Raw genomic sequence first — 13,260 nt, 5'->3', positions numbered from 1 at the left:
CGAGTCGTGCGAGGATTCCCCCGTGCAGCTGAACCCGTGGGCCTTGACCGGCATCGTGCTGGTCGCCGTGGTGACGTTCTTCATCGGTCACCGCTCCGCGCGTTCCGCCACGAGCACGCACGATTTCCTGGTCGCCCGCCGCACCGTGCGGTCCCGCCGCAACGCCGCCGCGATCTCCGGGGAATACCTTTCGGCGGCGTCGTTCCTCGGTATCGCCGGAATCGTGCTCAAGGACGGCGCCGACGCGCTGTGGTTCCCGATCGGCTTCACCGCGGGCTACCTCGCCCTGATGCTGTTCGTCGCGGCGCCGCTGCGGCGCTCCGGCGCGTACACGCTGCCCGACTTCGTCGAAATGCGCCTCGGCTCGAAGGGCCTGCGCCGGTTCTCGACGGCGTTCGTCGTGTTCATCGGGATCCTCTACATGGTCCCGCAGCTGCAGGGCGCCGGCCTGACGCTGGCGACGATCCTCCCGGTGCCGGTCTGGACGGGCGCGATCGCGGTGATGGTCGTGGTGGCGGTCAACGTGATCGCCGGCGGCATGCGCGCGATCACCGTCGTCCAGGCCTTCCAGTACTGGCTCAAGCTGTTCGCCATCGCGGTGCCCGCGTTCGTGCTGTGCATGGTCTTCTTCGCCGGCGGCGGCCCGGACGGCTTCCGCCCGCTCGGCGCGGCCGCGCCGCCGGTGTTCACCGGCGACACCACGGTGGACGTGCAGACCGACGTCACGCTGCACGTCACCTCGGACACCTTCCTGTACGCCTACGGCCGCACCGACAACGGCCCGGCCGCCGGGCCGACGCGCTGGACCCCGCTGGCCCCGCACACCGTTTCCGAGGGCACGACGCTGAAGTTCCTGGCCGGCACGCCGGTGCCGGTGGTCAGCGACTCGGTCGCGGACAACTCGAACTGGCTGCACCCGGGCTCGGGCAGCCTCACCGACCTGCTCCAGACGTACTCGCTGATGTTCGCGACGTTCCTCGGCACGATGGGCCTGCCGCACGTGCTGGTCCGCTTCTACACCAACCCCGACGGCAAGGCCGCGCGCCGCACCACCGTGCACGTCCTGCTGCTGCTGGGCCTGTTCTACCTGTTCCCGACGCTGCTGGGCGCGCTGTCCCGGATGTACGTCCCGGAGCTGCTGGTCACCGGCAAGACGGACGCGGCGATCCTGCGGCTGCCTTCGGCGATCCTGCCGGGCATCGGCGGGCAGATCCTCGGCGCGGTCACCGCGGCCGGCGCGTTCGCCGCGTTCCTCTCCAGCACGTCCGGGCTGCTGGTGAGCGTCGCCGGAGTGGTGTCGACCGACCTGCTGCCCGGCCGGGTGCGCGACTTCCGCGTGGCGACCGGGCTGGTCGCGCTGTTTCCGATCGCGCTGGCGGTCGCGCTGCGGCCGGAGGACATCTCGCTGTCGATCGGACTGACGTTCGCGCTCGCCGCGTCGACGTTCAGCCCCCTGCTGGTGCTGGGCATCTGGTGGCGCAAGCTGTCCTGGCCCGGTGCGCTGGCCGGGATGTTCGTCGGCGGCGGCCTGGTGCTGGCCGCGCTGATCGTCAACGTCGTGAGCGGCTACAGCGGCGACTGGGCGCCCTGGTTCGTCAACCAGCCGGCGCTGATCACGGTGCCGGCCGCGTTCGTCACGACGTACTTCGTCAGCCGTGCGACCGGGTACGGCCGCCCGGAGCACGTCCACGACATCATGCTGCGGCTGCACGCGCCCGACCCGCTCGGCTTCATGCGGGACAGGGCGGTCGCGCGATTCGGACAAGCCGAAGAAAAGACGCGAATCGCCGGTCGAGGCCGGCACCGCAAGTAATGCGCTGACAGTCAGTAAGAAATTGATACCCGATCGAGGGATTACGAACTACACGATCGACCCATACGTTCCGTTGGTTTCTACCAGCAAGAAATATGGGAAGGTGGAGATCCACCGTGGGCAGCACCGAACAAGACGTCGGTGGCGCTGAGCCGCAGACCGACTGGGAGCAGATCCAGGGAAGTCCCGAATTCACGGACCTGCGCCGCCGGTTGCGGGTGTTCGTGTTCCCGATGACCGCGCTGTTCCTGGTCTGGTACCTGCTGTACGTGCTCCTCGCGGACTACGCGCACGGTTTCATGGGCACCAAGCTCTTCGGGAACATCACCGTCGGCCTGGTCTTCGGCCTGTTGCAGTTCGTCTCGACGTTCGTCATCACGGGCTTGTACGTGCGCTACGCCAACCGGAAGCTCGACCCGGTCGCCGACTCGATCCGCGCCGAAATCGAAGGGGAACCGCGCCGATGAACCTCGCGGCGGGCGTGGAGGGCAGCAACTCCACCCTCAACATCATCATCTTCCTGGTCTTCGTCGCGATCACGCTGGTGATCGTGTTCCGGGCCAGCCGGAACACGAAGACGGCGTCGGACTACTACGCCGCCGGGCGCGCGTTCACCGGCCCGCAGAACGGCATCGCGATATCCGGCGACTACCTTTCGGCGGCGTCGTTCCTCGGCATCGCGGGCGCCATCGCGATCAACGGGTACGACGGCTTCCTCTATTCGATCGGCTTCCTGGTCGCGTGGCTCGTCGCGCTGCTGCTGGTCGCGGAACTGCTGCGCAACACCGGCAAGTTCACGATGGGTGACGTGCTCGCGTTCCGCATGAAGCAGACGCCGGTGCGCGCGGCGGCCGCCGTTTCGACGCTCGCGGTTTCGTTCTTCTACCTGCTGGCGCAGATGGCCGGGGCCGGTGGTCTGGTCAACCTGCTGCTCGGCATTTCCGGTGAGGCGGGGCAGGACGTCGTGATCGCCGTCGTCGGCGTGATCATGATCCTGTACGTGCTGATCGGCGGGATGAAGGGCACCACCTGGGTGCAGATCATCAAGGCCGCGCTGCTGATCGTCGGCGCGTTCGCGATGACGCTGTGGGTGCTCGGCAAGTACGGCTTCAACCTGTCCGACCTGTTCCAGGCCGCCGTCGACAAGGGCGGCAAGGGCGGCGCGGCGCTGCTCGACCCGGGCAAGCAGTACGGCAAGACCGGCACGACCAAGCTCGACTTCCTGTCGCTGGGCATCGCGCTGGTGCTCGGCACGGCGGGTCTGCCGCACGTCCTGATGCGCTTCTACACCGTGCCGACCGCGAAGGACGCGCGCCGCTCGGTGGTCTGGGCGATCGTGCTGATCGGCGTGTTCTACCTGTTCACGCTGGTGCTCGGCTACGGCGCGGGTGCGCTCGTCGGGCCGGAAAAGATCGCGAAGGCACCCGGTACGACGAACTCGGCGGCGCCGCTGCTCGCTCTGGAACTGGGCGGCCCGGTGCTGCTCGGGTTCATCTCCGCGGTCGCGTTCGCGACGATCCTCGCGGTGGTCGCGGGCCTGACGATCACGGCGTCGGCGTCGTTCGCGCACGACGTCTACGCCAACGTGATCAAGAAGGGCCAGGTCTCCACCGGCGGCGAGGTGAAGGTCGCCCGGCTCACCGCGCTGGTGATCGGCGCGCTGGCCATCGCCGGCGGCATCCTGGCGAAGAGCCAGAACGTGGCGTTCCTCGTGGCGCTCGCCTTCGCGGTGGCGGCGTCGGCGAACCTGCCGACGATCCTGTACTCGCTGTTCTGGAAGCGGTTCAACACCCAGGGCGCGCTCTGGTCGATCTACGGCGGCCTGCTGGTCACGATCGTGCTGATCGTCTTCTCGCCCGCGGTGTCGGGCAAGCCGGTGGACGCCAAGACGGGCAAGAGCGCGTCGATGATCCAGGGCGTCGACTTCCACTGGTTCCCGCTCGACAACCCGGGCCTGGTCTCGATCCCGGCCGCGTTCCTGCTCGGCTGGCTGGGCACGGTGCTGTCGAAGGAGCGGAACCCGAAGAAGTACGCCGAGATGGAGGTGCGCGCGCTGACCGGTGCGGGCGCGGAGAAGGCCGTCTCGCACTGACCACCTTGCGGGGGCGTGACCTCACGCGCGGGCAACGCCCCCGCATGGCAGCATGGAGATCGTGGTGAGCCCTGCTGAACTGCCGACCGCCGAGGTCCGCGACCTGCCCAAGGACGGCCTCGTGCTGCTCGACGTCCGCGAAGACGACGAGTGGGCCGCGGGGCACGCGCCCGGTGCCGTGCACATCCCGATGGGGGAGCTGCCCGCCCGCGTCGGCGAGCTGACCGACCTGCCCGACGACCAGCCGATCCACGTGATCTGCCGTAGCGGTGGCCGGTCCGCCCGCGCGACCGCGTGGCTCAACCAGAGCGGCTGGGACGCGGTGAACGTCGCCGGCGGCATGGGCGCCTGGCAGCGCGAAGGCCGGTCGATGGTCGGCGAGCACCCCGGCATCGAACCCGAAGTGATCTAGCCTTGCACCCGGGTCCGCCGCCTCCACCGGGGTACTGGCCGCGCCAGGCCCCGCCGCCGAACGCCCAGCAGCTGCAGGGCCGGACGCTGGCCGCCCGGTCGGAGCCGTACCCGTACCACCACCGCCCGGCTCACCGGCCGAAGCTGCGCTGGGTGGCCACCCCGCCACCCGGCGCGTGGCCGCGGCGCCGGGTGGTCGTGCCCGAGCGGTACCTCGGGCCGCCGTCGTACCCGGTCCCGCCCCGCTGGGGCTTCCCGAACCTCGTCTGGCGGCGTCCGACGTCGGTGCCCGGCACGGCGTCCGACGAGATCCGCCCGATCGACCGCGTGCCGGTGCTCAGCCGCAGCCTCATCGCCGTCCTCTTCGGCTTCGCGGCGCTCGCCGTGGTCGCCGCCGGCGCGGAGATCTGGCGGTACGTGCTGCTCGTGCTGGGCCGCGATTCCGCGCTGTCCCGCTCGGTCGTGGCGTTCTCCGACGGGTTCGTGCTCACCGCGGGCCTGCTGGCCTCGATCCTCGCGCTGCTGCCCGCCGGCCTTTCGCTGTGGTGGCTGCTGGTCGCGCGCCAGGCGGCGGCCGACGTCTCGGGCGACGACCCGCCACGCCCGGTGTGGCAGGTGCTGGTCGGCGTCCTCGTGCCGGTGGTGAACCTGCCGATGGCGCTGTCGGTCGTCGGCGAGCTGGAGCACGCGGTGCTGAGCCGCCCGCGTGACGTCCGCCCGAAGCCGTCCCGCCAGGTCCTGGTGTGGTGGGGCGGCTGGCTGCTGAACTGGGTGCTGCTCGCCGTGTCGATCGTCTGGCGCTTCCGCGACGACGTGCAGTCGATGGCCGACAGCGTCGTGCTGGTCGCGTTCACCGACCTGGCCGCGGCCGCGCTCGCGGTGGTGACCGCGCTGGTGGTCCGCCGGTTCTCGGCCCTGCTGGCGCCGTCGGACGCGCGGGCCGTGCGCTCGATGCGCGTGCTCAAGGTGTCCGGCGCGCCGGAGCCCGAACTGCGCACCGCGCGACCCGCCGGAGCCGCGCGCTAGTACCGGCCGAACGTCGGTTCGAGCTGGTCGAAGGCCTGTTCGGCGGCGGGCCACACCGCGTCGGCGATCCCTTTTTCGTCTTCCAGGGTCCGGTCGAAGACCTCCTGGAAGAGCACCCGCAGCACGGTGGCGAGGTGGGCGGCGGCGAGCACCGGCTCGAGCCCCTGCTCGGGGTGGCGCCGGATCAGCAGGTGCGTGAGGGCGGCCTCGCGCTCGCGGTGCATCTCGTGCAGGGCGTTCGTCAGGACCTGGCTCTCTTTGATCATCCGCACGAAGCCGGGGCCCGAGAAGCCGACCAGCGCGTGCTCCGCGCCCAGTGCTTCGAAGTAGAGCTCGCGGGTGTCGTGGAAGACGCTGTCGCGGACCAGGTTCGCCGGCCAGGACGCGAAGTCCGCGCGGATGTCGAAGACCAGGTCTTCCTTGCGCGGGAAGTGGTTCGTGACGGTCATCTTGGCGACCCGCGCGGCGGCGGCGATCTCGGCGATCGTCACGTCCTCGAAGCCCTCGCGGATGAACAGCTTCGTGGCCACGTCCGAGATGGTCTTCCTGGTCTCGTGCTTCTTCTGGGCACGGAGTCCCTCGCTCATGCCCGTCACTCTACTGGGTCGGACCCAAGATTGTGCTTGACCCAGCCTGTGGGTCGGACCTAATCTGAGGTTCGACCTAATGAAGTGGGGGGTGGGAATGACGACGGCAGTTCGTCCTGACGCGGCGCTGTGGCGGCTGGGTGGGGTCCTGATCACGGGCGCGGTGCTGTCGATCCTGGACGCGACGATCGTGACCGTCGGGATCGACTCGATCGCCCGTGACCTGGGGAGCCCGCTGACGACGGTGCAGTGGGTGGCGAGCGCGTACCTGCTGGCGGCCTCGGTGGCGATCCCGCTGTCGGGCTGGCTGACCGACCGCTTCGGTGGCCGCGCGGTGTGGCTGACCGCGGTCGCGCTGTTCACGGCAGGCACGCTGCTGTGCGGCTTCGCGTGGTCGGCGCCGGCGCGGATCGCGTTCCGGGTGCTCCACGGGCTGGGCGGCGGGCTCATGCAGCCGGTCGGCCAGGCGGTGTTCGCGCAGGCGGCGGGTCCGGCGCTGGGCCGGATGATCGGCGTGATCACCCTGCCGGCGACGGTCGCCCCGGTACTGGGCCCGATGCTCGGCGGCGCGCTGGTGGCGGACTTCGGCTGGCGCTGGATGTTCTTCGGCATCGTCCCGCTGGGCGTGGCGACGTTCCTGTTCGCCCGCCGCCTCCTCCCGGCCCCGGAGCCCGGCGGCGTCCGCGCTCCGCTCGACGTCGTCGGCATCGCGCTGCTTTCGCCGGGGCTCGGCGCGCTGGTCTACGGCCTGTCCGAGGGCGTCCTCGTGGCCACGGCGGCGGGTGCGGTGCTGCTGCTCGCGTACGGCGTCCGCGCGTCGCGGACGGCGTCGCCGGTGCTGGACCTGACGCTGTTCCGGAACCGGGGGTTCGCGGTGGCGAGCGCGAGCACGTTCCTGCTCGGGGCGTCGCTGTACAGCTCGATGCTGCTCCTGCCGCTGTACTACCAGCAGGTCGAGCAGGCGAGCGCGTTGCGCGCGGGCCTGCTGCTGGCACCCCAGGCCCTGGGCTCGGCGGCGGTGCTGCTCGCCGGCGGCCGTCTCCTGGACCGCTTCGGCCCCCGTCGGCTGATGCTGGCCGGCATCGGGCTGTCGGTGCTGGGCACGATCGCGTGCACCCAGCTCGGCTCGCACCCGAGCGGTCTCCTCCTGACCCTGTCCCTCTTGGTCCGCGGCGCCGGCCTCGGCGCGGCCACCACCCCGGGCATGACAACGCTGTACGGCTCCCTGGAGCGGTCCCGCATCCCGCGCGCGGCGAGCGCGTTCAACGTGGTCAACCGCATCGGCGGCTCCCTCGGCACGGCCTTGCTGGTCGCGATCCTGCACCGCGAGCTGACCGCGTCGGCATCCCCGACGGCGTTCGGCACGACGTTCACGTGGGCGCTGGCGCTGTCGGCCCTGACCCTGATCCCCGCCGCGTTCTTTCCCCGGAGGAGTCCCCGATGAGCCTGCGTCTCCTGGCCGTCCACGCCCACCCCGACGACGAGTCCAGCAAAGGAGCGGCCACCCTGGCCCGCTACGCCGCCGAAGGCGTCGAGGTCCTGGTATCCACCTGCACCGGCGGCGAGCGCGGCGACATCCTGAACCCGGCCGTCGACACGGAGGAGAACCGCGCGAACCTCCCGGCGATCCGCCGTCGCGAAATGGCGGCGGCCGCGGAGATCCTCGGCGTCCGCCACCGCTTCCTCGGCCTGACCGACTCCGGTCTCCCGGCCGACGGCGAGCCGTTGCCCGAAGGCTGTTTCGCCGCCCTCCCGCTCTCGGCGGCGGCCGCCCCGCTGGTCGCCCTGATCCGCGAGTTCCGCCCCCACGTAGTGATCACGTACGACGAAACGGGCGGCTATCCCCACCCGGACCACATCCGCACCCACGAGGCAACGGTCGAAGCCTTCTCGGCGGCCGCCGACCCCACCCGCTACCCGGGCACGGGCGACCCGTGGCAACCGCAGAAGCTGTACTACCAGGCAACCCTGAGCCGAGCGTGGTTCGTCGCCCTCCACGAAGCCACCCTGGCCGCCGGCCTCGAGTCAGCGATGGCCGAGGTCCTCGCCGAGCTCCCGCCCGAAGACAACCTCAAGGTGACCACCCGAATCCGCTGCGCCGACCACTTTGCCACCCGCGACAAGGCCCTCCTGTCCCACACGACCCAAGTGGACCCGGCGCACCCGTTCTTCGCTCACTCGCGCGAGATCGAGCGCGAGGCCTGGCCCTACGAGGACTACCACCTGGCCCACCCGGCCCCAGGCCCCGCGCAGGAGGACGACCTTTTCGCAGGAGTGACCCCATGACCGGCAAGCCCCGCGCCCGCACCGCCACGGCCCCCGTCCCGGCGCAGGGCCGCCCGGCTCACTCCGCCTCGACCGGCCCGGCCCGCGCCCCGGCACCGGGCCGCCCGGCTTCGCGCCGCCGCCCGCCCAGGCCAGGCGCTCGCGCTGCCGAATGCTGCCCCGCCCGGCCGGCGGCTCAATGCCTGCCGCGTTCGCCCCACCGGCCGCTGCCCGGGCCGCGCCCCGGCACGGGCAGCCCGGCTTCGCGCCGCCGGTCGCCCAGCCCGGGCGCTCGCGCTGCCGAATGCTGGCCCTGTCCGGCCGGCGGCCCGATGTCTGCCGCGTTCGCTCCGCCGGCCGCTGCCCGAGCCGCGCCCCGGCACGGGCAGCCCGGCTTCGCGCCGCCGGCCGCCCAGCCCGGGCGTCCGCGCTGCTGAATGCTGGCCTTGTCCGGCTGGCGGCCCGATGTCTGCCGCGTTCGCTCCGCCGGCCGCTGCCCGAGCCGCGCCCCGGCACGGGCAGCCCGGCTTCGCGCCGCCGATCGCCCAGGCCGGGCGCTCGCGCTGCCGAATGCTGGCCCCGTCCGGCCAGCGGCCCGATGCCTGCCGCCGTTGGCCCCGCCGACCGCTGCCCGGGCCGCGCCCCGGCACAGGCCGCCCGGTTCACCTCCGCCTCGGCCCGCCGCGACCGGTTCGGCCAGGCGCAGGCCGGCAGCCTTCGCACCGCCGCCAGCCCAGGCCAGGCGCTCGCGCTGCCGAATGCTGCCCCGCCCGGCCGGCGGCTCAATGCCTGCCGCGTTCGCCCCACCGACCGCTGCCCGGGCCGCGCCCCGGCACGGGCAGCCCGGCTTCGCACCGCCGACCGGTCCGGCCTCACACCGTGACCCGCAGCTCCTTCAACCCGCGGATCACGAACTCCGGCCGCCGCGCCGGCGTCTCCGCCAACCTCAACCCCGGCAGCTTCTCCGCCAACGCGCTCAACGCGGCCCCGATCTCCACCCGAGCCAAAGGAGCACCCACGCAATAGTGAATCCCCATCCCGAACCCGAGATGCGCGTTCGGCGTCCGCCCGATGTCCAATCGGTCCGGCGAGTCGAACACCTCCGGATCCCGCGCCGCCGCACCCAGCAGCGCCCCGATCTTCTCGCCCCGCGAAACGACATACCCGCGAATCGACACGTCCTCGGTGGCCGTCCGCTCGAACAGCTGCAGAGGGGCGTCGAACCGGATCAGCTCCTCCACACACGAATCCAGAAGGGCAGGTGAAGCCAGCAGACGCTCCCACTGGTCCCGGTGCGTCAGCAGCGCCGTGATCCCGTTGCCGAGCACGTTCACCGTCGCTTCGTGGCCCGCCATCAGCAACAACACCGCGGTGGCCACCAGCTCGTCGGGCGTCAGCTCGCTGCGCAGGAGGTCGCTGATGATGTCGTCGCCCGGGGCCGTTGCGCGGGCCGAAGCCACCGAGCGGACGTACGACACGAACTCGGCGGAAGCCTGCTCGGCGGCGTCGCGGTCCGACTCCGGGCGGCCGAACTCGTACATCTTCACGATGGCGTTGGACAGCTCGACCATCCGCGGCCCGTCCGAGCCCGGCACGCCGAGCAGCTCGGCGATCACCGCGACCGGCAGGGGCTGGGCCAGGTGCTCCAGCAGGTCCGCGCTGCCGTCGGTGGCGATGGCGGCGGCGAGGTCGTCGACCATGTCGGCGGCCAGTGAGGCGACCATCGGCCGCAGGCGCTGGACGTGGCCGCGGCCGAACGCGCCCGCGATCAGGCGGCGGAGGCGGGTGTGGGCGGGCGGCTCGTTCTCCAGCAGGGAATTGCGGTGCAGGAGGTTGAACGAGGCGAACCGCTCCAGCGGCTGGGCGTCCTGCCAGATGCGGCCCAGGCCGCGGTGGCGGAGGACGGCCGACGAGGCCGCGTGCGATACCGCGATGGCCATGCCCAGGCCTTCGTGGAAATGGACGTCGCCTTGGGCACGGAGGGCGGCGAAGGCCGGGTACGGGTCTTCGAGGAACTCGGGATCGCGGGGGTCGAACACGTCGCGAGACTAACCCTTCGATAGCGTTCCAGGCCGAGCCAGAGGAGGCAGCAGTGGGCAAGGGCGCGCGCAAGAAGGGTCCCAAGCAGGCGGCGGACCGCAAGCCGAAGGTGCGCGACGTTTTCGTCGGTCAGCCCTTCGAGGGACTGGCGGCGGAGCCCGAGCTGATCGCGCTGCGCGAGTTCGTGCCGTCCGCGACGGCCAAGCTGACCCTCGCCGACGGCGGGGACGTCACGCTCGGCACCGTGCTGCCGATGGCGGCCGCCGCGTTCGTGCGGTCGGACGGGGAGCGCTACCTCGGCCTGCAGGTCCAGACCCGCTCCTCCGACATCAGCCGGGACCTCGGCCGGTCGCTGAAGTGGCTGCTCGACGCCAAGGAGGGCGACGTCCTCGGCGTACCGGACACCACCACGCCGCCCTCCGCCGACGAGCACGCGCGGCTGCAGGACCTGCTGACGCCGGGTGCCGAACTCGACGTCACGCTGCACACCGACTTCGCGTGGTGGCTGCCCGAAGACGCCGACGCCAGCGGGGACGTCGCGGTGTCGCTCGAGCGCGCGAACGCCGCCATCATGCCCACCGAACGGCTCGGCGCGGGTGCCTACTGGGTCCTCGCCGGCGAGAAGGCGCACCTGCGCTGGGTGCGGCCGGAGCCGGAGAACCTGCTGCTCCAGGCGCTGGCGCGGCTGTCCGCGGCCGGCGAGCTCGGCCTCGGCGAGGGCACGCGGTACGCGGGCTCGTTCCGGGCGCACGGCCTGTTGGTCCCGGTGTGGGACCTCGACCCCGAAGCCCACGCCCGCGAGTGGGCCGAGGCGAAGGACGCCCTCGGCGCCCGGCTCGAGACGGCGCTCAAGTCGCTCGACGACGAGCCGCTGAACGCCACCGAGCGTCGCGCGCGGGACGGGCTCATCGGCCGTCAGCTCACGCTGCGCTGATCGGCGCTCACCGGGTGGTCCGACACTCGGTGAGCGTTCAACCAGGGCTTTTGTGGCGCACGAGACACCGCCGACCGAACGCGCCGGTGGGACGATTCTCGGCGTGATACTCCACATCTGCGGGGCGGCCGACTGGGCCGAGGTGGGCGAGGGCGGGGAGTACCGGCCGCTGTCGCTGGACGACGTCGGGTTCATCCACTGCTCCGACTTCGGCACGGCGCACCTGCCGGCCGACGCGCTCTACCGGGGCCGCACCGATCTGGTGCTGCTCGAGATCGATCCGGGGAAGGTCGGCGTCCCGGTCCGCTGGGAGGACGGCGAGCCGCCGCACCCGGCCGGGGTCCGGTTCCCGCACGTGTACGGGCCGCTGCCGCACTCCGCGGTCGTCGGCGTGCACGAGTTCGGCGAGGTGGACGGCGGGGGATTCCGGCTGCCGTCCGCGCTCGCGCACCGCTGACGTGGGCAGATCGAACCGTCCGGATTCGGGCGGGAACGCAGGCAACCTGAGGGGGCTGTGATGCGTGTTGGGGGAGAAAGCGAGTCGGCTTCTGGCTGTCCGACCCCGATGGGAGGCGATACGGTGACGGCTGCGGCACCCGTCTTCACCGGGGGAGATACATGGGTGGCCAGCGCAGGCCGAGGGAGGGCCGCGACGTTGCCCGGCGAGCTCACCGACTTCGGCGACTTCGTGCAGGCCACCCTGCCGGGGCTGCTGCGGTACGGCCACGCGCTCACCGGCAACCCGCACGACGCCGCCGACCTGGTGCAGACCGTGCTGGAGAAGATCGGCTCGCGCTGGCACCACGTGCACGAGAAGACCGGCGACCCGCTGGCCTACGTCCGCCGGTCGATGGCGAACGCGCACGTCAGCCGCTGGCGTCGGACGCGGCGCGAGAACCTGGTGGCCGACCTGCCGGACACCAGCCCGCACGTGCCGGCCGACCCGTTCGAGCACGAGCCGCTGTGGCGTGCGTTGCGGACGCTGCCGCCGAGGCAACGCGCGGTCATGGTGCTGCGTTACTACGAGGGGCTCTCCGAAGCGGAGATCGCCGGGGCTCTCGGCGTCACGCAAGGCACCGTCAAGAGCCAGGCCAGCAAGGCCATCACGTCGCTGCGGATGAAACTCAAGGCGACCGACAACGAGGGCGAAGGGAGTGACGCGGGTTGAACATCTCCGAGGACGAGCTGGAGCAGCGCCTGCGCGCGATGTTCGCCGACGAGCGGCTGGACCTGCCGCCGCCCGGGGACGCGAGCGCGGCCATCGTCGCCGGTGCCGGACGACGTCGTCGTCGGCGCCGGAACCTGCAGGCCGTCACCGGGGTCGCCGCGGCCGTGGTCGTCGTGGCGGCCGGGCTGACGATGGTCCGGATCCACACCGAGGACGGCACCGCGGTGATGTCCGCCGACGGGACCGACATCAGCGTCAAACCGCCGGAGAACCTGACGCAGGGGCGGCCGCCGCAGCCGTCGACGCCGGGGCCGACCGGTACCCAGAGCATCGAGGTTGCCGCGCCGCCGGGGACGACGACGCCGAAGCCGTCGCGGCCGGTGTCTTCGCACCAGCCGACGGCGCTGCCGAGCGTCTCGACCGGGCCGCTGCTCGCGGCCGACGGCTTCGGGCGGCTCAAGCTCGGCATGTCCGAGGCCGAGGTCACCGCGCAGAGCGTCACGCTCAGCGAGGCGCAGACCGGGGCGAGCTGCACCGTCTACAAGGCGGACGGCAGCGGGGTGCCCGCCACCGCGAGCGTCGTCATTTCGAAGGTGGTCGGGCTCGTGGTCGTCACCCCGGACGTCGTCGCGCACACTGCCGAAGGGGTCGGCGCCGGAGCCACCAAGGAGCAGGTGCTCGCCGCCTACCCCACGGCCAAGGACGAGACCGGCGGTGTCGTCGCGCCGGCGAGCGCGGCCGCCGACTACCACTTCCTGCTCGGGGACGCCGGGGTCGCGCAGACGAGCCTGATGAGCGTCAACCAGGACTGCGCCGGCTGATCGGCCGGCGCACGCGGAAGCCCGGGCCATCCACAGGGGGAGGGCCCGGGCTTCCGGTTTACCGTGGTGGGTCCATCCATGCCCCCGCCGCCACCCTCAACGG

At 72.0% G+C, this 13,260-nt stretch carries 13 protein-coding genes; 11 read left to right on the top strand and 2 right to left on the bottom strand.

Annotated elements, in window-relative coordinates:
• Nucleotides 1-22 precede the first annotated feature (22 nt).
• The 5 genes from ACLJQM_RS34335 to ACLJQM_RS34315 all read left to right on the top strand — a co-directional run bounded on the left by ACLJQM_RS34335 (nt 23) and on the right by ACLJQM_RS34315 (nt 5,342).
• Nucleotides 23-1,813, top strand: a complete 1,791-nt coding sequence (locus ACLJQM_RS34335; RefSeq protein WP_360775117.1) for a cation acetate symporter — start codon at nt 23-25, stop codon at nt 1,811-1,813.
• A gap of 116 nt (nt 1,814-1,929) precedes the next feature.
• Nucleotides 1,930-2,280 (top strand): DUF485 domain-containing protein, encoded by a 351-nt coding sequence (locus tag ACLJQM_RS34330; RefSeq protein WP_410634532.1) that lies wholly within the window; start codon nt 1,930-1,932, stop codon nt 2,278-2,280.
• Entirely contained in the window at nt 2,277-3,905 is a 1,629-nt protein-coding gene (locus ACLJQM_RS34325; RefSeq protein WP_410634530.1) for a cation acetate symporter, read from the top strand. Before ACLJQM_RS34330 ends, ACLJQM_RS34325 begins: the two co-directional genes overlap by 4 nt.
• 52 nt (nt 3,906-3,957) lie before the next feature.
• The gene (locus ACLJQM_RS34320; RefSeq protein WP_286000623.1) at nt 3,958-4,317 is read left to right on the top strand and encodes a rhodanese-like domain-containing protein; all 360 of its coding nucleotides are present in this window, start codon (nt 3,958-3,960) and stop codon (nt 4,315-4,317) included.
• Nucleotides 4,318-4,319: 2 nt separating this feature from the next.
• A complete protein-coding gene (locus ACLJQM_RS34315) occupies nt 4,320-5,342 on the top strand; it encodes a DUF4328 domain-containing protein (RefSeq protein WP_410634528.1) in 1,023 nt (340 codons plus the stop codon).
• Here the strand turns inward: ACLJQM_RS34315 and ACLJQM_RS34310 are convergent.
• Nucleotides 5,339-5,929 carry a TetR/AcrR family transcriptional regulator gene (locus tag ACLJQM_RS34310; protein ID WP_360775104.1) on the bottom strand — a complete coding sequence of 197 codons (591 nt, stop codon included), beginning with the start codon at nt 5,927-5,929 and terminating at the stop codon, nt 5,339-5,341. The two genes, ACLJQM_RS34315 and ACLJQM_RS34310, sit on opposite strands and share 4 nt — an antisense overlap.
• A gap of 97 nt (nt 5,930-6,026) precedes the next feature.
• Here ACLJQM_RS34310 and ACLJQM_RS34305 point away from each other — a divergent pair, with 97 nt between their 5' ends.
• Nucleotides 6,027-7,373 carry a DHA2 family efflux MFS transporter permease subunit gene (locus tag ACLJQM_RS34305; protein ID WP_410634526.1) on the top strand — a complete coding sequence of 449 codons (1,347 nt, stop codon included), beginning with the start codon at nt 6,027-6,029 and terminating at the stop codon, nt 7,371-7,373.
• A complete protein-coding gene (gene mca, locus ACLJQM_RS34300) occupies nt 7,370-8,215 on the top strand; it encodes a mycothiol conjugate amidase Mca (protein ID WP_410634525.1) in 846 nt (281 codons plus the stop codon). Before ACLJQM_RS34305 ends, mca begins: the two co-directional genes overlap by 4 nt.
• Nucleotides 8,216-9,066: 851 nt before the next feature.
• Here the strand turns inward: mca and ACLJQM_RS34295 are convergent.
• Nucleotides 9,067-10,233, bottom strand: coding sequence for a cytochrome P450 (locus ACLJQM_RS34295; RefSeq protein ID WP_410634523.1), 1,167 nt, complete (start codon nt 10,231-10,233; stop codon nt 9,067-9,069).
• 53 nt (nt 10,234-10,286) lie between these two features.
• Here ACLJQM_RS34295 and ACLJQM_RS34290 point away from each other — a divergent pair, with 53 nt between their 5' ends.
• The 4 genes from ACLJQM_RS34290 (at nt 10,287) to ACLJQM_RS34275 (ending at nt 13,157) form a co-directional block, all read left to right on the top strand.
• A complete protein-coding gene (locus tag ACLJQM_RS34290) occupies nt 10,287-11,168 on the top strand; it encodes a DUF5926 family protein (protein ID WP_360775090.1) in 882 nt (293 codons plus the stop codon).
• Nucleotides 11,169-11,271: 103 nt separating this feature from the next.
• A complete protein-coding gene (locus ACLJQM_RS34285; RefSeq protein WP_410634521.1) occupies nt 11,272-11,625 on the top strand; it encodes a DUF952 domain-containing protein in 354 nt (117 codons plus the stop codon).
• Nucleotides 11,626-11,823: 198 nt separating this feature from the next.
• Entirely contained in the window at nt 11,824-12,336 is a 513-nt protein-coding gene (locus tag ACLJQM_RS34280) for a SigE family RNA polymerase sigma factor (RefSeq protein WP_360775467.1), read from the top strand.
• Nucleotides 12,333-13,157, top strand: a complete 825-nt coding sequence (locus tag ACLJQM_RS34275) for a hypothetical protein (RefSeq protein WP_410634519.1) — start codon at nt 12,333-12,335, stop codon at nt 13,155-13,157. Before ACLJQM_RS34280 ends, ACLJQM_RS34275 begins: the two co-directional genes overlap by 4 nt.
• Nucleotides 13,158-13,260: the final 103 nt, after the last annotated feature.

It is taken from the genome of Amycolatopsis sp. cmx-4-83 (assembly GCF_046548815.1).
In the GTDB taxonomy this organism is placed as follows: Bacteria; Actinomycetota; Actinomycetes; order Mycobacteriales; family Pseudonocardiaceae; genus Amycolatopsis; species Amycolatopsis pretoriensis_A.
Note: the sequence above shows the minus strand (reverse complement) of the source record. Positions and strands in the feature narration are given on the sequence as shown.

Bases quoted from the DNA above. Each gene is read 5' to 3' on its own strand.
- ACLJQM_RS34325 (WP_410634530.1), top strand. From the start codon at position 2,277: ATGAACCTCGCGGCGGGCGTGGAGGGCAGCAACTCCACCCTCAACATC.
- ACLJQM_RS34320 (WP_286000623.1), top strand. From the start codon at position 3,958: ATGGAGATCGTGGTGAGCCCTGCTGAACTGCCGACCGCCGAGGTCCGC.
- ACLJQM_RS34310 (WP_360775104.1), bottom strand. From the start codon at position 5,929: ATGAGCGAGGGACTCCGTGCCCAGAAGAAGCACGAGACCAGGAAGACC.
- ACLJQM_RS34305 (WP_410634526.1), top strand. From the start codon at position 6,027: ATGACGACGGCAGTTCGTCCTGACGCGGCGCTGTGGCGGCTGGGTGGG.
- mca (WP_410634525.1), top strand. From the start codon at position 7,370: ATGAGCCTGCGTCTCCTGGCCGTCCACGCCCACCCCGACGACGAGTCC.